This is a genomic window from Comamonas jiangduensis (genome assembly GCF_030162955.1).
Classification (GTDB): Bacteria; Pseudomonadota; Gammaproteobacteria; order Burkholderiales; family Burkholderiaceae_C; genus Comamonas; species Comamonas jiangduensis.
Genome location: NZ_JARXOV010000010.1, coordinates 54,448 through 78,082, shown reverse-complemented (window position 1 = coordinate 78,082; position 23,635 = coordinate 54,448). Strand labels below are relative to the sequence as shown.

The 23,635-nt window shown below is 57.0% G+C and carries 23 protein-coding genes and 2 tRNA genes; 16 read left to right on the top strand and 9 right to left on the bottom strand.

Features of this window, described 5'->3' with window-relative positions:
• Positions 1-133: 133 nt before the first annotated feature.
• The 7 genes from petA (at position 134) to QEP12_RS09635 (ending at position 4,517) form a co-directional block, all read left to right on the top strand.
• A complete protein-coding gene (gene petA, locus QEP12_RS09665) occupies positions 134-730 on the top strand; it encodes a ubiquinol-cytochrome c reductase iron-sulfur subunit (protein WP_219163736.1) in 597 nt (198 codons plus the stop codon).
• A gap of 15 nt (positions 731-745) precedes the next feature.
• Positions 746-2,161 carry a cytochrome b gene (locus QEP12_RS09660; protein ID WP_284214101.1) on the top strand — a complete coding sequence of 472 codons (1,416 nt, stop codon included), beginning with the start codon at positions 746-748 and terminating at the stop codon, positions 2,159-2,161.
• 18 nt (positions 2,162-2,179) lie between these two features.
• On the top strand, positions 2,180-2,938 hold the full coding sequence (locus tag QEP12_RS09655) for a cytochrome c1 (RefSeq protein WP_219163738.1): 759 nt from the start codon (positions 2,180-2,182) through the stop codon (positions 2,936-2,938).
• Positions 2,939-3,045: 107 nt separating this feature from the next.
• Positions 3,046-3,657, top strand: coding sequence for a glutathione S-transferase N-terminal domain-containing protein (locus QEP12_RS09650; protein ID WP_054067369.1), 612 nt, complete (start codon positions 3,046-3,048; stop codon positions 3,655-3,657).
• A 51-nt stretch (positions 3,658-3,708) separates the two neighbouring features.
• Positions 3,709-4,251 (top strand): ClpXP protease specificity-enhancing factor, encoded by a 543-nt coding sequence (locus QEP12_RS09645; RefSeq protein WP_219163739.1) that lies wholly within the window; start codon positions 3,709-3,711, stop codon positions 4,249-4,251.
• A 48-nt stretch (positions 4,252-4,299) separates the two neighbouring features.
• Positions 4,300-4,375 (top strand) — tRNA-Thr (locus tag QEP12_RS09640).
• A gap of 66 nt (positions 4,376-4,441) precedes the next feature.
• Positions 4,442-4,517: transfer RNA gene (locus QEP12_RS09635), tRNA-Thr, on the top strand.
• Between the two features lie 65 nt (positions 4,518-4,582).
• On the opposite strand, the gene QEP12_RS09630 is transcribed toward QEP12_RS09635, so the two are convergent.
• A complete protein-coding gene (locus QEP12_RS09630) occupies positions 4,583-4,909 on the bottom strand; it encodes a hypothetical protein (protein WP_174862973.1) in 327 nt (108 codons plus the stop codon).
• Positions 4,910-5,138: 229 nt separating this feature from the next.
• Between QEP12_RS09630 and secA the strand changes: the two genes are divergently transcribed.
• The 4 genes from secA (at position 5,139) to QEP12_RS09610 (ending at position 10,909) form a co-directional block, all read left to right on the top strand.
• Positions 5,139-7,862 (top strand): preprotein translocase subunit SecA, encoded by a 2,724-nt coding sequence (gene secA, locus QEP12_RS09625; protein WP_284214100.1) that lies wholly within the window; start codon positions 5,139-5,141, stop codon positions 7,860-7,862.
• Between the two features lie 123 nt (positions 7,863-7,985).
• On the top strand, positions 7,986-9,215 hold the full coding sequence (gene argJ, locus QEP12_RS09620) for a bifunctional glutamate N-acetyltransferase/amino-acid acetyltransferase ArgJ (RefSeq protein WP_284214099.1): 1,230 nt from the start codon (positions 7,986-7,988) through the stop codon (positions 9,213-9,215).
• Positions 9,216-9,499: 284 nt separating this feature from the next.
• Positions 9,500-10,432 (top strand): ATP-binding protein, encoded by a 933-nt coding sequence (locus tag QEP12_RS09615; RefSeq protein ID WP_284214125.1) that lies wholly within the window; start codon positions 9,500-9,502, stop codon positions 10,430-10,432.
• A gap of 12 nt (positions 10,433-10,444) precedes the next feature.
• Positions 10,445-10,909, top strand: a complete 465-nt coding sequence (locus QEP12_RS09610) for an NUDIX domain-containing protein (RefSeq protein WP_174862974.1) — start codon at positions 10,445-10,447, stop codon at positions 10,907-10,909.
• Between the two features lie 83 nt (positions 10,910-10,992).
• Here the strand turns inward: QEP12_RS09610 and QEP12_RS09605 are convergent, their stop codons facing one another.
• From QEP12_RS09605 to QEP12_RS09575, 7 genes are all read right to left on the bottom strand, one after another.
• Positions 10,993-11,208, bottom strand: coding sequence for a DNA gyrase inhibitor YacG (locus QEP12_RS09605; protein ID WP_174862975.1), 216 nt, complete (start codon positions 11,206-11,208; stop codon positions 10,993-10,995).
• 27 nt (positions 11,209-11,235) lie between these two features.
• Positions 11,236-11,991, bottom strand: coding sequence for a cell division protein ZapD (zapD, locus tag QEP12_RS09600; RefSeq protein ID WP_174862976.1), 756 nt, complete (start codon positions 11,989-11,991; stop codon positions 11,236-11,238).
• 94 nt (positions 11,992-12,085) lie between these two features.
• A complete protein-coding gene (gene coaE, locus QEP12_RS09595; protein ID WP_284214098.1) occupies positions 12,086-12,694 on the bottom strand; it encodes a dephospho-CoA kinase in 609 nt (202 codons plus the stop codon).
• Between the two features lie 2 nt (positions 12,695-12,696).
• Entirely contained in the window at positions 12,697-13,554 is an 858-nt protein-coding gene (locus tag QEP12_RS09590) for a prepilin peptidase (RefSeq protein ID WP_284214097.1), read from the bottom strand.
• Between the two features lie 11 nt (positions 13,555-13,565).
• Positions 13,566-14,789, bottom strand: coding sequence for a type II secretion system F family protein (locus QEP12_RS09585; protein ID WP_284214096.1), 1,224 nt, complete (start codon positions 14,787-14,789; stop codon positions 13,566-13,568).
• Positions 14,790-14,878: 89 nt separating this feature from the next.
• A complete protein-coding gene (pilB, locus tag QEP12_RS09580) occupies positions 14,879-16,621 on the bottom strand; it encodes a type IV-A pilus assembly ATPase PilB (RefSeq protein WP_174862978.1) in 1,743 nt (580 codons plus the stop codon).
• Positions 16,622-16,769: 148 nt separating this feature from the next.
• Positions 16,770-17,699: a polyprenyl synthetase family protein gene (locus QEP12_RS09575; protein ID WP_284214124.1), complete on the bottom strand. Its 930-nt coding sequence runs from the start codon at positions 17,697-17,699 to the stop codon at positions 16,770-16,772.
• A 210-nt stretch (positions 17,700-17,909) separates the two neighbouring features.
• On the opposite strand from QEP12_RS09575, the gene rplU reads away from it, so the two are divergent.
• The 4 genes from rplU to proB all read left to right on the top strand — a co-directional run bounded on the left by rplU (position 17,910) and on the right by proB (position 20,961).
• A complete protein-coding gene (rplU, locus tag QEP12_RS09570) occupies positions 17,910-18,221 on the top strand; it encodes a 50S ribosomal protein L21 (RefSeq protein WP_174862979.1) in 312 nt (103 codons plus the stop codon).
• 18 nt (positions 18,222-18,239) lie between these two features.
• The gene (gene rpmA, locus QEP12_RS09565) at positions 18,240-18,500 is read left to right on the top strand and encodes a 50S ribosomal protein L27 (RefSeq protein WP_042416998.1); all 261 of its coding nucleotides are present in this window, start codon (positions 18,240-18,242) and stop codon (positions 18,498-18,500) included.
• 171 nt (positions 18,501-18,671) lie between these two features.
• Positions 18,672-19,745, top strand: a complete 1,074-nt coding sequence (cgtA, locus tag QEP12_RS09560) for an Obg family GTPase CgtA (protein WP_284214095.1) — start codon at positions 18,672-18,674, stop codon at positions 19,743-19,745.
• 79 nt (positions 19,746-19,824) lie between these two features.
• Positions 19,825-20,961, top strand: coding sequence for a glutamate 5-kinase (gene proB / locus QEP12_RS09555; protein ID WP_284214094.1), 1,137 nt, complete (start codon positions 19,825-19,827; stop codon positions 20,959-20,961).
• A 78-nt stretch (positions 20,962-21,039) separates the two neighbouring features.
• On the opposite strand, the gene QEP12_RS09550 is transcribed toward proB, so the two are convergent.
• A complete protein-coding gene (locus tag QEP12_RS09550) occupies positions 21,040-21,699 on the bottom strand; it encodes an RNA pyrophosphohydrolase (RefSeq protein WP_174862982.1) in 660 nt (219 codons plus the stop codon).
• A 93-nt stretch (positions 21,700-21,792) separates the two neighbouring features.
• On the opposite strand from QEP12_RS09550, the gene QEP12_RS09545 reads away from it, so the two are divergent.
• Positions 21,793-23,535, top strand: a complete 1,743-nt coding sequence (locus QEP12_RS09545; protein ID WP_284214093.1) for a proline--tRNA ligase — start codon at positions 21,793-21,795, stop codon at positions 23,533-23,535.
• Positions 23,536-23,635 lie beyond the last annotated feature (100 nt).

The window sequence follows — 23,635 nt, the reverse complement described above, 5'->3', positions numbered from 1 at the left end:
CTTCGTTGAGATAGGTCATATTGCATGATCTAAAGCAAGAAGAGTGTCAGACGCGTGCTTGGATTCCAAATTTTCGCTCCGCTACAATTTCTCGATTGTCCTTATACCTAGCGATGTTTTATCGAGGATCCCCATGAGCGAAACACCTGTCGACTCCAGCAAACGGACGTGGATCATCACGTCTGCCTGCGCTGGCGCGGTAGGCGGCGTGGCAGCCGCTGTTCCTTTTGTCAGTACCTTCCAGCCTTCTGAAAAGGCCAAGGCAGCAGGTGCTGCGGTGGAAGTTGATATCTCGGCCCTGCAGCCGGGCGAAAAGCTTACCGTTGAATGGCGCGGCAAGCCAGTTTGGATCATTCGCCGCACCAAAGAGCAGTTGGCGGATTTGGCCACTTTGGATGACCAACTGGCAGACCCTGAATCCAAGCGCAAACCCAGCGAATTTACTCCTGTGTATGCCCGCAACCCTTGGCGCTCGATCAAGGAAGAAGTGCTGGTGTGCGTGGGTATTTGCACGCACTTGGGGTGTTCGCCCGTCGATAAGTTCCAGACCGGCGCCCAGCCTTCGCTGCCCGCCGATTGGAAGGGCGGCTTCTTGTGCCCATGCCACGGCTCGACCTTTGACTTGGCCGGCCGCGTGTTCAAGAACAAGCCCGCTCCGGACAATCTGGAGGTGCCGCCCCACATGTACCTGTCGGAGACCAAACTCCTGATCGGTGAAGACAAGGCTTGAGGGAGTTAAAACGACATGGCCCACGAATTCAAAGACATCGACCCGAACGCGTCTACCGGCGCCAAGGTGACGAACTGGTTCGAGAACCGTTTCCCCACGGCATTCTCGGCCTACAAGGTTCACATGTCGGAGTATTACGCTCCGAAGAACTTTAACTTTTGGTACATCTTCGGCTCACTGGCGCTGCTGGTGCTGGTGATCCAAATCGTGACCGGTATTTTTCTGGTCATGCACTACAAGCCAGACGCTGAAAAAGCGTTTGCTTCCGTGGAATACATCATGCGTGATGTGCCATGGGGCTGGCTGATTCGCTACATGCACTCCACCGGCGCATCTGCCTTCTTTGTGGTGGTGTATCTGCACATGTTCCGCGGGTTGCTCTACGGTTCGTACCGCAAGCCACGTGAGCTGGTCTGGATCTTTGGCTGTGCCATTTTCCTGGCGCTGATGGCTGAAGCCTTTATGGGCTACCTGCTGCCATGGGGTCAGATGTCGTACTGGGGTGCGCAGGTGATCGTGAATCTGTTCGCCGCTATTCCATTCGTTGGCCCAGATCTGGCGATTTTGATTCGTGGTGACTACGTGGTGGGTGATGCAACGCTCAACCGCTTCTTTAGTTTCCACGTGATTGCGGTGCCGCTGGTGCTGCTGGGTTTGGTCGTTGCACACTTGCTGGCGCTGCACGATGTGGGCTCGAACAATCCCGATGGTGTAGAAATCAAGGCGCCCGGCGCGCCCAAGGATGCCAAGGGCAATCCGCTGGATGGGGTTCCTTTCCACCCTTACTACACCGTGCACGATATCTTTGGCGTGGGTGTGTTCTTGTTTCTGTTCTCGGCGGTGGTGTTCTTTGCGCCTGAGTTCGGCGGCTACTTCTTGGAATACAACAACTTCATTCCTGCTGATCCGCTGCAGACGCCTGCGCACATTGCTCCTGTGTGGTACTTCACACCGTTTTACTCCATGCTGCGAGCCATCACCACAGAGATGATGTACGTGTTGGTAGCCTGCGTAGGCTTGGCGGCAGTGTTCGCAGTCTTGAAGACCAAGATGGCTGGCTTGTTCAAGCTGGTTATTGTGGGTGCGGCTGTTGTGGCTGTGGTGCTGATGTTGTCGATTGACGCCAAGTTCTGGGGTGTGGTGGTGATGGGTGGTGCCGTGGTGATCTTGTTTGGTCTGCCATGGTTTGACCTGAGTCCTGTGAAGTCCATCCGCTACCGTCCAAGCTGGCACAAATACCTGTATGCGGTGTTTGTAGTGAACTTCCTGATTCTGGGGTACTTGGGCGTTCAGCCGCCTTCGCCCACCGGTGAGCGAGTGTCGCAAGTTGGTACGCTGTTCTACTTTGGCTTCTTCTTGCTGATGCCTTGGTGGAGCCAGTTGGGTACGCCTAAGGCTGTGCCTGATCGCGTGACTTTCAAGCCTCACTGAGCCTAGGAGCGAAGAACAATGAAAAAACTGATCCTTACGCTGGTCGCAGCGCTTGGTATTGCCGGTGGCGCGCATGCTGCTGTTGGTGGTTTGGTGGCCTTGGATAAGGCGCCGGTTGATACGACCAACCAAGCCTCGCTGCAAAATGGTGCCAAGTTGTTTGTGAACTACTGCTTGGGCTGCCATTCGGCTGCTTTCATGCGCTTTAACCGATTGAAAGAAATCGGCTTGAGCGATCAAGAGATCAAGGACAATCTGCTCTTTACCACCGATAAGGTGGGAGAAACCATGGTTTCCGCGATCGATCCCAAGCAAGCCAAGAGCTGGTTTGGTGCCAATCCGCCAGATTTGACCGTGATTGCGCGTTCGCGTGCAGGAGCGGGTGGTTCAGGGGCTGATTACCTCTATACCTTCTTGCGTACTTTCTACCGCGATGACACCAAAGCCACAGGTTGGAACAATTTGGTCTTCCCATCGGTGGGTATGCCGCATGCACTGTGGCAATTGCAAGGTGAGCGTCGCGCTATCCTGGAAACTGTAGAAGTGCACGGGCAAAACACCCAAGTGTTCAAGGGCTGGGAAACCATCTCTCAGGGCACAATGAGCGCACAAGAGTACGATCAGGCAGTCGGTGATTTGGTCAACTTCCTGCAATGGATGGGTGAACCGGCCCAAAATACCCGTATTCGCGTCGGTGTGGGCGTGTTGATTTTCTTGGGCATCTTTATCTTGATCGCCTGGAGATTGAACGCCGCATTCTGGAAAGACGTTAAATAAATAGATAGACTGCTGCCGCTTTGCACTTTGGTGTGAAGCGCTTCGGTTACAGCGGAGTGGGCGCTTTTGAGGCGTCCCACTCTTTTTGATTTTTAGGAGCTTCCGCCATGATGGTGCTTTACTCGGGAACGACTTGCCCATATTCCCACCGCTGCCGCTTTGTGCTGTTTGAAAAGGGAATGGACTTCGAAATCCGCGATGTGGACTTGTACAACAAGCCTGAAGAAATCGCGGCGATGAACCCTTATGGCCAAGTTCCCATCTTGGTCGAACGCGATCTGATTCTGTACGAGTCGAACATCATCAACGAGTACATCGATGAGCGTTTCCCGCACCCTCAGCTGATGCCCGGTGATCCAGTGGATCGCGCGCGCGTGCGTCTGTTCTTGCTGAACTTCGAGAAAGAATTGTTCGTGCACGTGAATACGCTGGAGCAGCGCAACGTCAAGGGCAATGAAAAGGAAGTGGAAAAGGCACGCCAGCACATCCGCGATCGCTTGACGCAACTGGCACCTGTATTCTTGAAGAACAAGTACATGCTGGGCGAAGGCTTCTCCATGTTGGACGTAGCCATCGCTCCCCTGTTGTGGCGCCTGGACTACTACGGCATTGAGCTGAGCAAGAACGCTGCACCTTTGCTCAAGTATGCGGAGCGCATCTTCTCGCGCCCTGCTTACATTGAGGCACTGACACCCTCTGAAAAGGTCATGCGCAAGTAATTTGCGCATTGTGCGATCTTTGAGTTTTTTGCTGTTTGCTGGAATTTGTACATGAACGAGCCCACCACCACATCCACACGGCCGTATTTGATTCGCGCCCTTCATGAGTGGTGTACGGACAATGGGCTGACGCCTTATTTGGCAGTCAAAGTGGATCGTTCTGTACAGGTGCCTCGCGAGTTTGTGCGAGACGGTGAGATCGTGCTGAACGTCAGCTATGACGCGACAGGTAATCTGCAGCTGGGCAATGAATACATTGAATTCAAAGCCCGCTTTGGTGGAAAGTCCCGTGAAATCATGGTGCCTGTGGAGCGTGTGCAAGCGATTTATGCACGTGAATCTGGGCAAGGCATGTCTTTTCCGGTAGTGGATGATTTGCTGGCGGAGCTCCCAGATGATGCTGGTGGATTAGATGTGCGTGGTGCACAAGCTGCCGCGTCCATAGCGTCGAAGGGGCAAGATGAAGATGCCGCTTCTGCTGCGCAATTGATGCAATTGGTAACTTCCACACACAAGCCTGTCGAGGATGGCAATGATGAGCCGCGTCCGCCTGCTGGCGGTGCAGGTCGTCCTGCACTAAAACGCGTCAAATAGGTATAAAGCCTTTTTGGGTAGAAAACTTGTATTAGAATCTCGGTCTTCGCCGGTTTAGCTCAGTTGGTAGAGCACCCGCCTTGTAAGCGGTAGGTCGTCAGTTCGAATCCGACAACCGGCACCAAACTTAGGTGCTTTTTGGTGAAGTACCTTGTCCCGGTGGCAAATTGCAAAACTTGTGCCGTGGATAGCCGGTTTAGCTCAGTTGGTAGAGCACCCGCCTTGTAAGCGGTAGGTCGTCAGTTCGAATCCGACAACCGGCACCAAATTTTAAAAAAGACCCTCAAGGGTCTTTTTTTTTGCCTACTGCGGCTGTGGTGCTTTGAGCTGCTTACTGCGGAGTCTGCCAAGGAGAGCTGCTCAAGACTTTGAGCTGAATCTGCGCAACATCCCAGCCTTTGGTGCGCAAGTGTGCCTCCAGGGCGGGTAGCAAGTAGCGCACTTTGCTTGCTGCGGCATTGTTTTTGAGAATCAGGCTCCACGTACTGCCTTGGATAGGGCCGGGTTGGATACTGTTGCGCAAACCGGGTGGCAAGAGGGGCTCAATCGCTTTCATGCGTGCGTTCGCTTCCCGTGCTTGGCGCACCAGTTGGGACAGGGTGGGCGAAGACTGGGCGGCTTGCTCTAAAGAGACGGCGATATGGCGGCGCGAATGCATGGCGTTGGACCTCGGGAGTGCTTGTCCATTATGAGTCGCTCTGTTGCTTGTGCGTTGGCGCAAGGGTGCTCTGGTGGCAAAGCATGAGCGGCAGTTAGAATCAATTTTTGGCTTCCAGCGCAAAGACTCTTGTTTTTACGTTGCGTGAGCCCATCTGCATGGCAACTCTATACTAGGGATTTGGCTGCTGCTGGTGCTTTTTCGGCGCTGGTAAGCGGCTTCCGTTCGCATGGTCAACTTTCTCACCAAACTTTTCGGCAGCCGCAACGACCGGCTTCTCAAACAGTACCGCAAGGCGGTGGCTCGCATCAATGCGATGGAGTCGGAGCTCGAAAAGCTCGATGACCAAACCTTAAAAGCGAAAACCCAAGAATTCAAAGACCGCTTGGCACAGGGTGCTTCGCTGGATGAGTTGCTGGAAGAAGCATTTGCCGTGGTGCGTGAAGCGTCTAAACGCGTCATGAAGATGCGCCACTTTGACGTGCAGTTGATGGGCGGCATGGCCTTGCATCAAGGCAAAATTGCTGAAATGCGCACCGGTGAAGGCAAGACGCTCACGTCAACGCTGCCTGTGTACTTGAATGCACTGTCCGGTGATGGTGTGCACGTGGTGACGGTGAACGACTATCTGGCCAGTCGCGATGCCGAAACCATGCGTCCGCTCTACCACTTCCTGGGGCTGTCGGTCGGTGTGAATCTGCCCAATGCGCCGCGTGAAGACAAGCAATTGGCCTATTTGGCGGACATCACCTACGGCACCAACAACGAATACGGCTTCGACTATCTGCGCGACAACATGGTCTACGACAAGGCCGACCGCGTGCAGCGCGCGTTGAACTACGCGATTGTCGACGAGGTGGACTCGATCTTGATTGACGAGGCACGCACGCCTTTGATCATCTCGGGTCAGGCGGATGACAACACGACCATGTACCAAGCCATCAACCAGCTGGCGCCCCAGCTGGTGCGCCAAGAAGGCGAGGCAGACCCGCGTACCGGTGAAGGCGTTACCAAGCCCGGTGATTTCACTGTGGATGAAAAGAGTCACCAAGTCTTCTTGACCGAAGAGGGGCATGAAAAGGCCGAAAGCATTTTGGCAGCCGCAGGCTTGCTGCCTGAAGGTGCGTCGCTGTACGACCCATCCAACATCGCTCTGGTGCACCATTTGTACGCTGCTCTGCGTGCCCACCATATCTACCACCGTGATCAGCACTACGTGGTGCAAAACGGCGAAGTGGTGATCGTGGATGAGTTCACGGGCCGCTTGATGTCGGGCCGCCGCTGGAGTGATGGCCTGCACCAGGCCGTAGAAGCCAAGGAAGGGGTGGCCATTCAGGCTGAGAACCAGACCATGGCCTCCATCACCTTCCAGAATTACTTCCGCCTGTACCACAAGCTGTCGGGCATGACTGGTACTGCGGATACGGAAGCCTACGAGTTCCAGAGCATCTATGGTTTGGAAACGGTGGTGATTCCGCCCAACAAGCCCAGCAAGCGCGAAGACCAGCTCGATCGCGTCTACAAGACCACTCCCGAGAAGTACAACGCAGCGATTGAAGACATTCGCGAATGCCACGAGCGCGGCCAGCCCGTGCTGGTGGGTACGACTTCGATTGAAAACTCGGAGATCATTGACCAGTTGCTGACCAAGGCTGGTTTGCCCCACCAAGTGCTCAATGCCAAGCAGCACGCCAAGGAGGCGGACATCATCGCCCAAGCCGGCCGCAAGGGCATGATCACCATCGCCACCAACATGGCGGGCCGTGGTACCGACATTGTGCTGGGCGGCAACATCAGCAAGCAGGAAGCGGCCATTTATGCCAATCCGGAGCTGGATGATGCCACCAAGGCCGAGCAGATCGCTGCGCTGCGTGCGCAGTGGCAAAAAGACCATGAAGAGGTCAAGGCGCTGGGTGGTCTGCGCATCATCGCCACCGAGCGCCATGAGTCGCGCCGTATTGATAACCAGCTGCGTGGCCGTTCGGGCCGCCAGGGCGACCCCGGGTCTTCACGCTTTTATTTGAGCTTGGATGACCAGCTGATGCGTATCTTTGCGGGTGACCGCGTGCGCGCCATCATGGATCGCCTGAAAATGCCTGAAGGCGAAGCGATTGAAGCGGGCATTGTGACCCGCTCTATCGAGTCGGCCCAGCGCAAGGTGGAGGCGCGCAACTTTGACATGCGCAAACAGCTGCTGGAGTACGACGACGTCTCCAACGACCAGCGCAAGGTGATCTACCAGCAGCGCAATGACATTTTGGATACCTCTGATCTGAGCGAAATGATCACGGTCATGCGCGAAGACTGTATCTCTGACATGGTGCGCCAGTACGTGCCTGCCGAGTCGATGGAAGAGCAGTGGGACTTGCCTGCGCTTGAAAAAGCACTGGCCGACTGGCAGGTGCATGTGGACTTGCAAGGCATGGTCAAGGCCTCTGACAGCATCACCGATGAAGACATCTTGGAAGCCTGTGTGAAGGCCGCCAACGACGTGTATCAAGGCAAGCTGGATTTGGTGGGCTCCGAGCAGTTTATGAACTTCCAACGCGCGGTGCTGCTGCAAAGCTTTGACACCAACTGGCGTGACCATTTGGCCGCGCTGGACTATCTGCGCCAAGGTATTCACCTGCGTGGCTTTGCCCAAAAGCAGCCCAAGCAGGAATACAAGCGCGAAGCGTTTGAGCTGTTCCGCCAGTTGATTGACCAAGTCAAGAACGAAGTGACGCGTGTGCTGCTCACGGTGCGTATCCAGCAGCCTGAGCAACTGGAGCAGGCCGCACAAAGCATTGAAGAGCATGCCGAAAGCGTGCAAGGCGGTATGCATTACGCCAGTGCGGACAGTGACAAGAGCGACAGCTTTGAGCTGCCGCCCGGTGTGCGCGTGGGCCGCAACGACCCCTGCCCTTGCGGCAGCGGTGAAAAGTTCAAAAACTGCCACGGCAAGTTGAACTAAGCGGCTGAGCGGGTAACACCGTCATCCCCAAAGAACACGGGCGCAGGCCCGTGTTTTGCGTTGTGTGGCATGGTTTTTTACCCATAATGGCCGTCTAACTGTTTCTCTGTAGGAAGCCCTGCAATGCCTGTGAATTTGCCTGTTCCCGTCGCCGCTGACCTGTTTGCCGTCGCTGGTGTGCGTATTGGTGTGACCGAAGCCGGTGTGCGCAAAGCCAACCGCAAAGACCTGACCGTGTTTTTGCTGGATGAAGGCGCCAGCGTGGCAGGCGTGTTCACGCAAAATCGTTACTGCGCAGCCCCTGTGCAGGTGTGCCGTGAGCACCTGGCGGCAGGCCAAAGCATTCGTGCCATGGTGATCAATACGGGCAATGCCAACGCGGGCACGGGCGCAGCCGGCCTGGCCAATGCGCGCAAGACCTGTGAGGCACTGGCCCAAGCGCTGGGCGTGAGCGCGCAGCAAGTGCTGCCGTTTTCGACCGGCGTGATCATGGAAGAGCTGCCGGTGGGCCGCATCGTGGCTGGTCTGCCTGCGGCGATTGCCGCGGCCAAGGCCGATAACTGGGCGTTGGCCGCCGAAGGCATCATGACCACCGACACGCAGCCCAAGGCCTATAGCCGCCAGCTGCAAGTGGGTGGCAAGACCGTGCACATCACCGGCATCAGCAAGGGCGCCGGCATGATTCGCCCCAATATGGCCACCATGCTGGGCTATCTGGCCACCGACGCAGCCATTGCACCGGAGTTGCTGCAGGATTTGGTCAAGGAGCTGGCCGACGGCTCTTTCAACCGCGTCACGATCGATGGCGACACCTCCACCAACGATTCGTTCGTGCTGGTAGCCACCCACCAGGCGGGCAACGCTGCAATCACCAACTGGGACAGCGCCGATGCCCAGGCTTTGAAAGCGGCGCTGCAGGACGTGGCGCGTTTGCTGGCCCAAGCGATTGTGCGTGACGGCGAAGGTGCCACCAAGTTCATCACCGTGCAGATTGACGGCGGCAAGACCGAAGCAGAATGCCGTTTGGCGGCCTATGCGATTGCTCATTCGCCCTTGGTGAAGACCGCGTTCTTTGCTTCAGACCCGAACTTGGGGCGCATTCTGGCTGCTGTGGGCTACGCCGGCATTGCCGATCTGGACCAGACCAAGATTGACCTGTACCTGGACGATGTGCACGTGGTGGTCGATGGCGGGCGCAATCCCTCTTACCAGGAAGAAGACGGCCAGCGTGTGATGAAGCAGCAGGAAATCACCGTGCGCGTGAACCTGGGGCGCGGCCAGGCCAGCCAGACGGTGTGGACGTGCGACTTCAGCCATGACTACGTGACCATCAACGCCGACTACCGCTCTTGATGAGCGGTGGCGTTGCCAAGCGCAATGCCCTGCAGGCTTGGTGGCAATCGTTTGCCGTGGCGCTGCCACTGTCTGGACGATTGCGCCGCGCCTGCACAGCACAGGCGGGCTGAGCGTTGTGCAACGCTGCAAACGCAATGAGGAGCCTGGTGGCTCCTTTGTGTTTTAGGAGCTATTGGCGCTGGTGAATCAATGATTTCAAGGTGTTTTCTATTTGAAATGCTTTGAAATCAGGCGCAAACAGCTATCAAAAAAATGAATGGAGGCAGACTGTGCAAGATGTGATGAACCCGTTGGAGCGCTTGGTAGAGCGCGCCGAGCAGTTGATGCAGCGCATTGAGTCGGTGCTGCCCCAGCCCCTGCAAGCGCCCGCCGACTGGAGTGCCGCGATTGCCTGGCGCTACCGCAAGCGTGCCAATGGCTGCGGCGTGCTGGAGCCGGTGCGCCACGTGGGGGCGATGCAGCTGTCGGACCTGCAGAACATCGACGGCCAAAAGGACAAGATTGCGCGCAACACCGAGCAGTTTGTGCAGGGGCGCACGGCCAACAACGTGCTGCTGACGGGCGCGCGCGGCACGGGCAAGTCGTCGCTGATTCGGGCCTGCTTGCACGCCTATGCGCCGCAGGGGCTGCGCCTGATTGAGGTGGACAAGGCGGATTTGACCGACTTGCCCGACATCGTCGACGTGGTCGCCGGTCGCCCCGAAAAATTCATCATCTACTGCGACGACCTGAGCTTTGAAGAGGGCGAGCCCGGCTACAAGGCCATGAAGTCGATCCTGGATGGCTCGGTCAGCGCCGCCACGCCCAATGTGCTGGTCTACGCCACCAGCAACCGCCGCCATTTGCTGCCCGAGTACATGAGCGACAACCTGCAAACCTCCAAGGGCAAGGACGGTGAGATCCACCCCGGTGAGGTGGTGGAGGAGAAAATCTCGCTGTCCGAACGCTTTGGCCTGTGGGTGAGCTTCTACCCCTTCAGCCAGGACGAATACCTGCGCGTGGTGGCGCAGTGGCTGCGTTCCATGGGGTTGCCTGACGACGCCATCCAAGCCGCAGAACCTGAAGCCCTGGTCTGGGCGCTGGAGCGTGGCTCGCGCAGCGGCCGTGTGGCCCAGCAGTTTGCGCGCGACTACGCGGGCCGCAACCAAGGTGTGGCGGCCCCGCACCAACGCATTGCCGACGTCGACGGCTTGACTGACGGCGCGGAAATTTAAGAAAGCAGATTTTTGACAGTGACTACTCCTGCAGAACGTAAACATACCGAAGTTGCCGTAGGCGTGCTGATCCGCGACAGCGACGGGGCCTTGCTCATCACCAGCCGCCCGGAGGGCAAGCCGCGTGCGGGCTGGTGGGAGTTTCCCGGCGGCAAGCTCGAAGCGGGTGAGACCGTGGAGCAGGCCTTGCGCCGCGAGTTGCAGGAGGAGCTGGGTATCACCATCACGAACTGCATGGCCTGGAAGGTGACCGAGCACGCCTACAGCCACGCGCTGGTGCGCCTGCACTGGTGCAAGATCACGCAGTGGCAGGGTGATTTTGAAATGCGCGAAGGCCAGCAAATGGCCTGGCAGCAGCTGCCGCTGCACGTGCGCCCGGTGCTGGAGGGGTCGCTGCCCGTGCTGCAGTGGCTGAGCGAAGAGCGCGGCCTGCCTTTTGACGCCAGCGTGTACGCAGTGCCAGAGCTGCAAAAATAAGAGCTGCTAGCGCTAAAAATAAAGGGATTGCAATACAAATGTGTTGCAATCCCTTTTTCTATCAGCGCAAGCAGCTATGGTTTTTAGTCGCTCTCCGTGCGTGGATCACCGAAGGGGTTGTCTTGCGGCGGCGGTGCGGGCACGCGAAACGCTTCGGCCGCCCAGGCACCCAGATCAATGTCTTTGCAACGCACGCTGCAAAACGGGCGTGAGGGGTTGCTGGGTGCAAACAAGCTGGGGCCGCCACAGGTGGGGCACGAAACCGTAGGCGGAGTGTTGGGTGCGGTGTTCTCACTCATACCGTGCAGTCTGACACAAGGCTGCAGTTATGCGCACAAGGTCAACTCGAAAGCCGCGTTTTCCGTGGTCGATTGCAGGCTGCCACTTTCGTTGGGGCGCACCAGGCGCACCGACACCATCAAACGGTTGGCGCTGATCTCCGGAATCAGGCCGGAGTCTGCATGGATGCGCAGGCGCAGCAGCTGGTAGGCCTTGCCTGCAGGCAGTGCTTGTTGAAACTGTCCGTTGCTGGCCGCGACCTTTTGGGGAGAGCCGGTTTGGCGTAGCAAGCCCAGCAGCAGTCCGAGTGCATCGGACAACGGCTTGAGGCACTGGGTCCACTGCTGCAAGTCGGCTTGGCGCTCATGCGCGGGTTTGTTTTGCCAGCGGTGGTAGGCAGGCAGGTCAAAGCTGCTGGTGCCACCGGGAATGCTGATGCGGCTGCGAATAGCCATCAGCCAATCAATTTCTGTCAGTGGCTGGCCGGTTTTGCCGTTTTGCGCGTGCAGCGCGCTGTAGCACTGATCGAGCTGGGCAATGATGTTGTCCAGCATGTCTTGGGCAATCGCGGGGTTGTCCCGCAGGCCTTCGAACATGTTTTTGTGGCGATCCAGGTCGCGCAGCAGATCCGATTTGAGGTCGGCACGCGCCGCAACTTCCATCGTCTCAAAGATGGTGGCCAGCGCAAAGTGGTGATCTACGGGAGATTCGCGCGTGACGAGTTCGGACAAACGCCGGAACAATTGTTCCAGTCGCAAATAAGTGCGTAAGCGTTCGTTGAAAGGGTACTCGTAAAGAATCACGCTGACAGTATCCCAGTAGGCTCAGGCGAAAAAATGGGTGTTGGCAGCGTCTGTGCACGAAGCATGCCAAGTGTTACAGGCGCATTGGCTGCCATCATAGCTGTAACTGTGCCGAAATTGATAGCACTTCTTGACGTAATGCAGCGAAATCGAGCCCATCGTTGTAGATGACCCAGTCTGCAGCGGCTCTGCGCTGTGTGCGCGTGGCCTGTGCTGCCATGATTTTTTCTATCGCCGCACGCTCTAGGCCATTGCGCGCTATGACGCGCTGGATTTGGGTCTCTTCCTCGCAGTCCACCACCACCACGGCGTGGAGTTGCTGGCGCCAGCGCCCAGACTCCACCAGCAGTGGCACATCAAAGACCAGTAGCCGGGTGCCGCACGCTTCGGCTTGCAAAGCTTGGCGGTCGGTCAGGGTGCCAATCAGGGGGTGAACAATGGCTTCCAAGCGCTGCTTGGCGCAAGGGTCTTGAAAAATCAGGTCGCGCATGAAGGCGCGGTTGAGCGCTCCCTGCGCATCGATTGCTTGCGAGCCAAACGCTGCTTCGATGGGGGCAATCGCCAGCCCGCCGGCGGAGGTCAGGCTGCGGGAGATGGCGTCTGCGTCGATGATGGCGGCACCCGCCTGCGCCAAAATTTGGGCGACTGTGCTTTTGCCACTGCCGATGCCGCCGGTCAGGCCTATACGTCGAGCACGCTGCATCTTTACAAACCCAAGGAGCGCAATACGGTGGCCAGAATACGCTCATGGCCAAAGAACATGGCGGTAAAACCTGCGCCAGCCAAAAAAGGGCCAAAGGGAATGTAACCGCCTTCGCGCAGTTTGCTGTTCAGCTTCATGGTAATGCCGACGATGGCGCCAATCACTGATGCCATCAAAATAATCGGGACCAGCGCTTGCCAGCCAAACCATGCGCCCAGCGCCGCAAAGAGTTTGAAGTCGCCGTAGCCCATGCCCTCTTTGCCAGTGACCAGCTTGAAGAGCCAGTAAATGCTCCACAAAGAACCATAGCCTGCAACCGCACCCCATAGCGCGCTGGGCAGATTAATTCCTGTCCACCCCAAAGCCGTGCTCAGCAGGCCTGCCCAAAGCAAGGGAAGGGTGATGTCGTCCGGCAGCAGGGTGGTGTCCCAGTCGATCAACGCCAGGGTCAGCAGCGCAGCACTAAAGCCGCACCACGCCCAGGCTTCATAGGTGAAGCCCCAGCGGTGAATGCACCATGCAAACACTGCTGCGGTAGTGATCTCGACCAGAGGGTAGCGCGCACTGATGCCTTGTTTGCATGCACGGCATTTGCCGCGTAAACCAATCCAACTCAGCACGGGAATGTTTTCGTACCAACAGATGACATGGCCGCAGTGGGGGCAGCGCGAGCGTGGCTGGCACAGGGTGAGTGCAGGTGCCGTAGCGCTGTATGTTTTGCCCGCTTTTGCGGCTTGGTGCTCTGCGCACTCGGCATCCCACTGTGCCTCCATGATGAGCGGAAGGCGATGGATCACCACATTCAAAAAACTACCAATCAGCAGGCCCAGCAGCGCTGCCAAGGCAACGTCGCCTTGCATAAGGAAATCCATCAAACCACTTGCCCCAATTTGAAGATAGGCAGATACATGGCCACCACGATGCCGCCAATAATGCCGCCCAAAAACACGATGATGATGGGCTCCATCAAGCTGGAAAGCCCAGCCACCATTTCATCCACTTCTTGCTCATAAAAGTCTGCAGCCTTGGACAGCATGTGATCGATTGAGCCAGATTCTTCGCCAATCGCGCACATTTGCAGCACCATCGACGGAAATACATTGGCGTTGCTCATAGCAATATTCAAGCTGGTGCCGGTAGAGACTTCATTTTGAATGCGATCGGTGGCTTCTTTGAACACGCTGTTGCCCGATGCGCCGCCCACGGAGTCCAGGGCTTCCACCAAAGGTATGCCTGCGGCGAACATGGTGGAGAGGGTACGTGTCCAGCGTGCCACGCAGGACTTGTCGATAAGCGTGCCAAAAATGGGCATTTTGAGCAGCATGCGATCCATGGCCCGCTGCATTTTTGGACTGCGCCTCCATGCCTGCATAAAAAAGTACCCTCCCGCGCCCAGTACTCCAAATATCAGCCACCAATATTCCACAAAGAATTCACTGATGGCCATAACCAGCAGCGTAGGCGCTGGTAAGTCGGCGCCAAAAGAAGTGAAAACCTCCTTGAACGCTGGAATCACAAAAATCATGATGACCGTGACCACGATGAAAGCCACGATGACCACAGAGGTCGGATACATCAAAGCGGACTTGATCTTGCTTTTGATGGCCTCGGTTTTTTCCATGTAGGTCGCCAAGCGATCCATCAGCGTTTCCAAAATACCTGCGGCTTCACCGGCTTCAATCAAGTTGCAGTACAAGGCATCGAAGTACATGGGGTGTCTGCGAAATGCCACGCTCAGCGATGTGCCGGTTTCCACATCCTGGCGGATGTCGTTGAGCAACTTGGTGACGCTGGCATTGGGGTTGCCTCGTCCCACAATGTCAAAAGACTGCAGCAATGGCACCCCGGCTTTCATCATGGTGGCCATCTGGCGGGTAAACAAAGCGATGTCTTTGGGCTTAATTCTTTTACCCGTGCGCATGTTGCGCTTTTTCAGCTTGGTGATGAAAACACCTTGTCTACGCAAAGAAGCTTGCACCTGTGCTTCTCCAGCTGCCCGCATTTCTCCGCGTAACTCTTTGCCTTGACGGTCTTTACCCGCCCATTCAAAGACGAACTCTTTGGCAGTGGCTTTGCCTCTTGCTGCGTGTGCCATACCGCTGCTCCCTCTGCTGTCAGTGTTGTTGTTAAATGTTTTGCAGGCAGCTTGTTTTCGCGGCCTGGCTTCAAATCAAAACTTGGGTGTCAGAGATTGGTGACGGCCAAGACCTCTTCTAAAGAGGTGACGCCCAGCTTCACCTTGTCCAGACCAGATTCACGCAAAGACTTCACCCCTTCAAGCTTGGCTTGCGCTGCGATATCCAGCGCACTGCCATCGCGCAAAATAATTTGTTGCAGTGCTTCGCTGATCGGCATTACTTGGTAGATACCGACACGACCTTTATAGCCGTTGTTGCAAGCACTGCAGCCGACCGCTTTGTAAGGCACCCATGTGCCATCTAGCTGATTGCTTGCATAGCCTGCTTCGAGCAGCGTTTCGTGGGGCACCTCGTGTGGTTGCTTGCATTGCGGGCACAAACGACGGGCCAAGCGCTGCGCAGTAATCAAAATGACGCTGGATGCGATATTGAAGGGGGCAATGCCCATGTTGCGCATCCGCGTGAGGGTGGTCGGCGCATCGTTGGTATGCAGCGTGGATAGCACCAAGTGTCCGGTTTGCGCGGCTTTGATGGAGATGTCGGCAGTCTCCAGGTCGCGAATTTCGCCGACCATGATGACGTCAGGATCTTGGCGCAAGAAGGACTTCAATGCCGTCGCAAAAGTGAGACCGGCCTTTTCATTGACGTTGACTTGATTGACCCCCGGCATATTGATTTCAGACGGATCTTCTGCTGTTGAGATATTGACGCCGGGCTTGTTCAGCAGGTTCAAACAACTGTAGAGGGACACGGTTTTGCCGGAGCCTGTGGGCCCAGTCACCAAAATCATGCCGTAGGGGCGTTGAATGGCGTCGAGCAGGCGTTTTTTTTCATCGGCTTCATAGCCTAGGGCATCAATCCCCATCTTGGCAGTGTTCGGATCCAAAATACGGATCACGATTTTTTCGCCAAACAGGGTTGGAAGTGTGGAGACACGAAAATCAATCACACGGTCGGCACCCACCTTGAGCTTCATGCGGCCATCTTGTGGAACGCGTTTTTCAGAAATGTCCAGGCGAGAGATGACCTTGATGCGTGATGCCAGCTTTTCCTTGATAGCAATGGGGGGCGAGGCAATTTCGCGCAACTCTCCATCAATGCGAAAGCGTACGCGGTAAGTGTGCTCGTAAGGCTCAAAGTGCAAATCGGATGCGCGCATATTGAACGCATCAATCAGCATTTTGTGCAAAAACTTGACGACCGGAGCATCTTCAACTTCGGAGGCGCCTACGTCTTTTTCTTCATTCTCAGGGATGTCTTTGATGTCATCGAACTGAAAATCACCATCGGCGTTGAAGGTGTCTAGTGCCTCCGTCACGCTCTTGGTGCTGGATTCGACGAGACGAAGCAGCTTGTCGTGTTCGACGATGACCCAGTCCACACCCATTTGGGCGGTGAATTTGATTTTTTCCGCAGCCTCCTTGTCGGAGGGGTCTGCGGTTGCGACGACTAAGCGGTTACCCCGTTTGAGCAGTGGCAGCACTTTGTGCGTAGCACACAACTTGGTATCAAGCAGATCCTTTGGTAGCCGCGCAGGGTCTACCGCATCCAAGTCCAGCAAAGGTGTGCTGAAAATATGTGCAATGCAATGGGCCAAATCGATGGCAGGCAGGCGTCCACTGGCAACCAGCTGTGCCACAAAGCTATTTTTGCTGGCACTGGCTTTGTGGGAAATTTCCTGCGCAGCAGCCTCGGAAAGGTGCCCTGCGCTGACCAAAGCGCGGGCCAAGCCCGCAAGTGGAGTGGTCATAGTGGACGTGAGGGTGTGAGCAGTTGTAGCAGCAGTCATTGCCCAAGCATGGGAGTTTCGTTTATGTGATGCGAGCATCATCCCCGATAGCGAAGACACTGTATAGATGTAAAAAGCCTGCAGGAGCAGGCTTTTTCACTAGGTTTGACGTGCTAGGCATAAAACGCACGTACCTTTGCTTACATGGTCATGTGCGCCGCAGCAACAGATGTGCGGCCAACTGCTCCATGGCTTGCGTGAAAGGGTTGGTGGGCAGCATCTCCAGTGCGGCGATGGCGCGCATGGCTTCGTCGTGCGCGGCTTGGCGGGTTGCGTCAAGTGCTCCGGTCGTTTTCACAATTTGCAAAATACTCTGCAACTGATCTGTGGAGCCTTGCTCAATTGCTTGACGCACGATCTGCGCATCGGTGACATTGGCCCGTTGCATGGCAATGATGAGAGGGAGTGTGCACTTGCCTTCGCGCAAGTCATCGCCTAGGTTTTTGCCCATTTCATGGGCGTCGCCGTCATAGTCTAAAACGTCGTCGATGATCTGGAAGGCTGTGCCCAATGCTTGGCCAAAAGTGGCGCAAGCCGCTTCTACTGCGGGCGAAGTATTGGCCAAGATGGCTGCAATTTGGGTACTGGCCTCAAACAACTTGGCAGTTTTAGAGCGAATGACGTGCAAATACCCGTTTTCATCCAGGGATGCGTCGTGGGTGTTGATGAGTTGCTGCACTTCACCTTCGGCAATGATGTTGGTGGCATCTGACAGCACTTGCAATATGCGCATATTGCCTGCTTCCACCATCATCTGAAAGGAGCGGGTGTGCAAGAAGTCGCCCACCAGCACGCTGGCGGGGTTGCCAAACGACTCGTTGGCGGTTGGGCGGCCACGGCGCATGGTGGACTCATCCACCACATCGTCATGCAGCAAGGTGGCGGTGTGGATCAATTCCACCACGGCTGCCAGCAAGTGCTTGTGAGGATGGCTGTTGCCCAGCGCGTTGCTCACCATCAACAGCAGCGCAGGCCGCAAACGCTTGCCGCCCGCCGCAATGATGTAGTGGGAAATCTGACCGATGAGGGGGACACTGGTTGTCAGGCGCTGTGCGATGACACGGTCCATCGCCTGCATGTCTTCGGCGATCAGAGCGAGGGGGTTGGAAGTAAGAGTTGCTGTATTCAAGGTAATGCCACCAAGAGAGTGGCCAATTATAGGAAGAGCCACTCGATATCCTAGTCGGAATAAGGTTGGGGGCTTGGGCGGCAATAGATGTTTGTGCGTACAATAGTCGGCTTCCGTAGAAAATCGTCTGCGGAGACTCAAGAATCGAAAGAGGTTTACATGTACGCGGTCATAAAAACCGGCGGCAAACAGTATCGTGTTGCTGCTGGCGAAAAAATCAAGGTAGAACAGATTGCTGCGGACGTAGGCCAGGAAATCGTGATCGACCAAGTTTTGGCAGTCGGCAACGGCGCAGAACTGAAGGTTGGCACTCCCCTGGTGTCCGGCGCAACTGTGAAGGCAACGATTGTTGCTCACGGCAAGCACGACAAAGTACGCATCTTCAAGCTGCGTCGTCGTAAGCACTACGCTAAATCCCAAGGCCATCGCCAGCAGTTCACAGAGCTGCAAATCGTGGCGATTGCTGCTTAATTCTGAAGGAGCTAAGTCATGGCACAGAAAAAAGGCGGCGGCTCTACGCGCAACGGACGTGACTCCAAGCCAAAAATGCTGGGTGTGAAGGCCTTCGGTGGCGAGTTGATCAGCGCAGGCTCGATCATCGTGCGCCAGCGTGGTACCAAGTTCCACCCCGGCACCAACGTCGGTATCGGCAAGGATCACACTTTGTTTGCTTTGGTGGACGGTCACGTGTCTTTTGACACCAAGGGCGCTCTGTCCAAGCACACTGTCAGCATCACGCCTGCTGCTTAATCAGCGCAAGCGTCAGCTGACTCACACAAAGCCCCGATGCGTCGGGGCTTTGTTGTTTTTTGAAGCAGAGCGGTTAATGCCCCTTTGCAGCAGGCCAAGCCAATGCTTGGCTTATGCTTTCAGACCGGCACCGTGGGTGCTCGTCTCTCTAATGAATCACGGAAAAGCCTCATGAAGTTCGTCGATGAAGCCTATATTGAAATTGCCGCCGGCGATGGTGGTAATGGCGCAGCCACGTTCCGCCACGAAAAATACAAGGAATTCGGCGGACCCGACGGTGGTGACGGCGGCCGTGGTGGTCACGTCTATGCCGTGGCTGATGTGAATTTGAATACGCTGATTGACTACCGTTACTCCCGGCGCCACGAAGCGCAGCGCGGTGAAAACGGTATGGGCAATGACATGTTTGGTGCAGCCGGTAAAGACATTACGCTGCGCCTGCCTGTGGGCACGATCATTTCGGATGAAGAAACCGGTGAAGTGCTACATGAGTTGCTGACACCTGGCGAAAAGATCATTTTGGCCAAGGGCGGTGACGGTGGCTTTGGTAACTTGCGTTTCAAGAGCGCGATCAACCGCGCACCGCGTCAGAAAACGCCCGGTCGCCCCGGTGAGCGTTTCGCGCTGAAGCTGGAGTTGAAGGTGCTGGCGGATGTCGGTCTGCTGGGGATGCCCAATGCCGGCAAGTCCACGTTTATCTCGTCGGTGTCCAATGCACGCCCCAAGATTGCGGACTATCCCTTCACGACCTTGCACCCCAATCTGGGCGTGGTGCGTGTGGGCCCAGAGCAAAGCTTTGTGATTGCCGACATTCCAGGGCTGATCGAGGGCGCATCCGACGGTGCGGGCCTGGGTCACCAGTTCCTGCGCCACTTGCAGCGCACACGCTTGCTGCTGCACATTGTCGATCTGGCACCGTTTGACGACGGCGTAGACCCGGTAGAGCAGGCCAAGGCCATTGTCCAAGAGCTCAAAAAATACGACGAAGAGCTCTACAGCAAGCCGCGCTGGCTGGTGCTCAACAAGCTGGACATGATCCCGGTCGAAGAGCGCGCCGCCAAGGTCAAAGACTTTGTGAAGCGCTTCAAGTGGAAGGGCCCCGTGTTTGAGATTTCGGCGTTGGCGCGCGAAGGCACCGAGCGTTTGGTGCAAGAGATCTTCAAGCACGTGCATGTGGTGCAGCAGGCAGAGCAGCCCCAAGAAGCAGAGTACGATCCACGTTTTGCTGGCGGTTCGCCAGAGTAAAACGCAGTCTTTCTGCTTCTTGATTGATAGCTTCTAGCGCTTGCTGCATAAGCGTTAGAGGCCTAAAAAGCTTTAAATCATGTCTTCCCATGTTTTGCAAGATGCACGCCGCATCGTGGTCAAGGTCGGCTCCAGTTTGGTGACCAATGAGGGGCGTGGCCTCGATGAAGCTGCGATTGAAGAGTGGTCGCGCCAGTTGGCAGCCCTCGTGCATGGTGATGACGGTGTTCGCCGCGAGGTGATCATGGTCTCCAGCGGCGCCGTGGCAGAAGGCATGAAGCGTTTGGGTTGGGCCACCCGCCCCAAAGAAATTCATGAGCTGCAAGCAGCCGCTGCCGTAGGGCAGATGGGCTTGGTGCAGATGTATGAAACCAAGCTGCGCAACCACCACGTGGGCAGTGCGCAGGTGCTGCTCACCCACGCGGACTTGGCCGATCGCGAGCGCTATCTGAATGCGCGCTCTACCTTGCTGACGCTGCTCAAGCTGGGCGTAGTGCCGGTGATCAACGAGAACGACACCGTGGTCAACGACGAAATCAAGTTCGGCGACAACGATACCTTGGGCGCGCTGGTTGCTAACTTGGTGGACGCAGATGCCTATGTGATCTTGACCGACCAAAAAGGCCTGTACACCGCAGACCCGCGGCGCAACCCTGATGCGCAATTTGTGCACGAAGCGCAGGCGGGCGATCCGCAGCTGGAAGCGATGGCCGGCGGTGCAGGCTCCAGCGTGGGCACGGGTGGCATGCTGACCAAGATTTTGGCGGCCAAGCGTGCGGCAGGCTCGGGCACCTCCACCGTGATTGCCTGGGGACGTGAGCCCGATGTACTGCTGCGCCTGACCCAGGGCGAATCGATTGGTACTTTGCTGGTGGCGCCCACGCACAAAAACCAAGCGCGTAAACAATGGATTCGCGATCACCTGCAAATGCGTGGTTCGGTCACCATCGATGCCGGTGCGGTGCTCAAACTGCGCGAGGAAGGTAAGAGCTTGCTGCCCGTGGGCATGGTGGCGGTGGACGGTGACTTTTCGCGCGGCGATGTGATTGCTGTGCGCGACGCGGAGGGCAAGGAGATTGCGCGCGGTTTGGCCAACTATTCCAGCGCCGAAGCCCGTTTGCTATGCAAGCATGCATCTTCTGAAGTGGAGCAGTTGCTGGGCTACTGTGGCGAGCCTGAGATGGTGCACCGTGACAATATGGTGGTGCAGCACTGAAGGTGCTGCGCGTGCGCCAATCCGTTTGGCAGCCATAAAAAATCCCGCTGTGCAGCAAGGCAAGCGGGATTTTTTGATTTACCGGTTATTAGCTTCGTTTTGCGGGTCTGGGTCAAAACTGGCACCGGGCGGAAGTTCCATCCCAGGGTTTTGAAGCAGACCATGACTGCGCAGGGGCTGTGCCGTGCGTGGCGCAGGTTGTGAGGGATCTTGCCCATCGCGTGGCCGCATGCCACTGCGCAGATAGCGGTTGCGCTGTTGCTCGGAGCGGGGTATGTAGCGAGCCAACTCAGTGAGTGCCATTTCATAGACACCCCGTTTGAACTCTACCACCACATCCAGTGGCACCCAGTAATCGTTCCAGCGCCAAGCGTCGAACTCTGGGTGGTCGGTGGCGCGCAGGTTCAAGTCCCAGTCTTGGCCGAGCAGCTGGAGTAAAAACCAGATCTGCTTTTGCCCCTTGTAATGACCACGCGCATCACGGCGTATGTAACGATCTGGCACCTCGTAGCGCAACCAGTCCCTTGTTCTTGCGACCACGCGAACGTGGTTGGGCATGAGACCCACTTCTTCATGCAATTCCCGGAACATGGCTTGCTCGGGGGTTTCACCCCGATCAATACCGCCTTGCGGAAACTGCCAGCTGTGGGTGCGAATGCGTTTGCCCCAGAACACCTGGTTCTTCTGGTTGAGCAGGATGATGCCGACGTTCGGGCGAAATCCGTCCCGGTCAAGCATAATCGAACCCCAATTTATATATTGCGTTCATTATGCATGGCCCCTTGTGATCGACAAGCGGGCCATGCCTATTTCCACTGAATTGCCAGTTCCATGAAAGCCTCCCAATTTCTTATCTCCACCCTCAAAGAAGCTCCGGCCGATGCCGAAGTGGTCAGCCACAAGCTCATGACGCGGGCTGGCATGATCAAAAAGCTGGGTGCAGGCATCTACAACTACATGCCCATGGGCTTGCGCGTGATCCGCAAGGTGGAAGCCATCGTGCGCGAGGAAATGAACCGCGCCGGTGCGATTGAGGTGACCATGCCCGTGGTGCAGCCCGCCGAGTTGTGGCAGGAAACCGGCCGCTTCGAGAAGATGGGTCCCGAGTTGCTGCGCATCCAGGACCGCCATGGTCGTGACTTCGTGATCCAGCCCACCAGCGAAGAGGTGGTGACGGACATCGCGCGCCAGGAGTTCAAGAGCTACAAGCAGTTGCCCAAGAACCTGTACCAAATTCAGACCAAGTTCCGCGACGAGCGCCGCCCCCGCTTTGGCCTGATGCGTGGGCGCGAGTTCATCATGAAGGACGCCTACTCCTTCGACAAAGACCGCGACAGCGCCCAGATCAGCTACCAGACCATGCGCGAAGCCTATAAGCGCATCTTTGACCGCTTTGGTCTGCAGTACCGCGCCGTGCGCGCCGACTCGGGTGCCATCGGCGGCGATCTGAGCGAAGAGTTCCAGGTGATCGCTTCGACCGGTGAAGACGCCATCGTCTACTGCCCCCACAGCGACTACGCGGCCAATATCGAAAAGGCCGAGTGCCTGCCGCCTGCCGGTCCCCGCCCTGCGGCGACCAAGGCCATGGAAAAGGTGGCGACCCCCGGCAATAGCACCTGCGAAGCCGTGGCAGCACAGCTGGGTCTGCCGCTGAGCCACACCGTGAAGTCGCTGGTGCTGGCCACCGATGAGACCAATGAAGCGGGCGAAATCGTCAAGACCCAGGTCTGGCTGCTGCTGCTGCGTGGCGACCATGAAATGAACGAGATCAAGGTCGGCAAGGTCGAGGGCCTGGCGGGTTTCCGTTTTGCTACCGTGGGCGAGATTGAAGCGCACTTTGGCTGCAAGCCCGGCTATCTGGGCCCCATCGGCCTGAAGCAGCCGGTGAAGCTGGTGGTGGACCGTGAAGTGGCCGTGATGGCCGACTGGGTCTGTGGTGCCAACGAGGAAGACTTCCACATCACTGGCGTGAACTTTGGCCGTGACCTGCTCGAGCCCACCGTGGTGGCCGACTTGCGCAATGTGGTGGCGGGTGACAAGTCCCCCGACGGCGCGGGCGAGCTGGCCATTGAGCGCGGCATTGAAATTGGCCACGTCTTCTATCTGGGCACCAAGTACTCCCAGGCCATGAATGCCACCTTCTTGGGCGACAACGGCAAGCCGCAGCACTTTGAAATGGGATGCTACGGCATTGGCGTGACCCGCCTGCCTGCAGCGGCCGTCGAGCAAAACCACGACGAGCGCGGCATGATCTGGCCCGATGCCATTGCGCCGTTCACTGTGGTGATTTGCCCCATCGGCATGGGCCGCAGCGAAGCCGTGAAGGCCGAAGCGGAAAAGCTGTACGCCGAACTGCTGGCACTGGGCGTGGACGTGATTCTGGACGACCGCGATGAGCGCCCTGGTGCCATGCTGGCCGATTGGGAACTGATTGGCGTGCCCCACCGCGTGGTGCTGGGTGACCGCGGCTTGAAGGAAGGCGTGGTGGAGTACCAAGCCCGCCGGGATACCGAGGCCACCAAGATTGCGCCTAGCGATGTGCTGGCCCACCTCAAGGCCAAGCTGGGCTTGTAATTAGCCGCAGCGCCACACAAAAGGCAGCCTTGGCTGCCTTTTTGCATTGATGGCAGCCAAGAACTGCGCCACACTGCGTGCTGCCAAGCCCATAACAACG

Excerpts from the sequence above, each read along its gene's own strand:
- petA (WP_219163736.1), top strand. The coding sequence starts at position 134 with ATGAGCGAAACACCTGTCGACTCCAGCAAACGGACGTGGATCATCACG.
- QEP12_RS09660 (WP_284214101.1), top strand. The coding sequence starts at position 746 with ATGGCCCACGAATTCAAAGACATCGACCCGAACGCGTCTACCGGCGCC.
- QEP12_RS09655 (WP_219163738.1), top strand. The coding sequence starts at position 2,180 with ATGAAAAAACTGATCCTTACGCTGGTCGCAGCGCTTGGTATTGCCGGT.
- QEP12_RS09650 (WP_054067369.1), top strand. The coding sequence starts at position 3,046 with ATGATGGTGCTTTACTCGGGAACGACTTGCCCATATTCCCACCGCTGC.
- QEP12_RS09645 (WP_219163739.1), top strand. The coding sequence starts at position 3,709 with ATGAACGAGCCCACCACCACATCCACACGGCCGTATTTGATTCGCGCC.
- QEP12_RS09630 (WP_174862973.1), bottom strand. The coding sequence starts at position 4,909 with ATGCATTCGCGCCGCCATATCGCCGTCTCTTTAGAGCAAGCCGCCCAG.
- secA (WP_284214100.1), top strand. The coding sequence starts at position 5,139 with ATGGTCAACTTTCTCACCAAACTTTTCGGCAGCCGCAACGACCGGCTT.
- argJ (WP_284214099.1), top strand. The coding sequence starts at position 7,986 with ATGCCTGTGAATTTGCCTGTTCCCGTCGCCGCTGACCTGTTTGCCGTC.
- QEP12_RS09615 (WP_284214125.1), top strand. The coding sequence starts at position 9,500 with ATGAACCCGTTGGAGCGCTTGGTAGAGCGCGCCGAGCAGTTGATGCAG.
- QEP12_RS09605 (WP_174862975.1), bottom strand. The coding sequence starts at position 11,208 with ATGAGTGAGAACACCGCACCCAACACTCCGCCTACGGTTTCGTGCCCC.
- coaE (WP_284214098.1), bottom strand. The coding sequence starts at position 12,694 with ATGCAGCGTGCTCGACGTATAGGCCTGACCGGCGGCATCGGCAGTGGC.
- QEP12_RS09590 (WP_284214097.1), bottom strand. The coding sequence starts at position 13,554 with ATGCAAGGCGACGTTGCCTTGGCAGCGCTGCTGGGCCTGCTGATTGGT.
- QEP12_RS09585 (WP_284214096.1), bottom strand. The coding sequence starts at position 14,789 with ATGGCACACGCAGCAAGAGGCAAAGCCACTGCCAAAGAGTTCGTCTTT.
- pilB (WP_174862978.1), bottom strand. The coding sequence starts at position 16,621 with ATGACTGCTGCTACAACTGCTCACACCCTCACGTCCACTATGACCACT.
- QEP12_RS09575 (WP_284214124.1), bottom strand. The coding sequence starts at position 17,699 with ATGCAGGCGATGGACCGTGTCATCGCACAGCGCCTGACAACCAGTGTC.
- rplU (WP_174862979.1), top strand. The coding sequence starts at position 17,910 with ATGTACGCGGTCATAAAAACCGGCGGCAAACAGTATCGTGTTGCTGCT.
- rpmA (WP_042416998.1), top strand. The coding sequence starts at position 18,240 with ATGGCACAGAAAAAAGGCGGCGGCTCTACGCGCAACGGACGTGACTCC.
- cgtA (WP_284214095.1), top strand. The coding sequence starts at position 18,672 with ATGAAGTTCGTCGATGAAGCCTATATTGAAATTGCCGCCGGCGATGGT.
- proB (WP_284214094.1), top strand. The coding sequence starts at position 19,825 with ATGTCTTCCCATGTTTTGCAAGATGCACGCCGCATCGTGGTCAAGGTC.
- QEP12_RS09550 (WP_174862982.1), bottom strand. The coding sequence starts at position 21,699 with ATGCTTGACCGGGACGGATTTCGCCCGAACGTCGGCATCATCCTGCTC.
- QEP12_RS09545 (WP_284214093.1), top strand. The coding sequence starts at position 21,793 with ATGAAAGCCTCCCAATTTCTTATCTCCACCCTCAAAGAAGCTCCGGCC.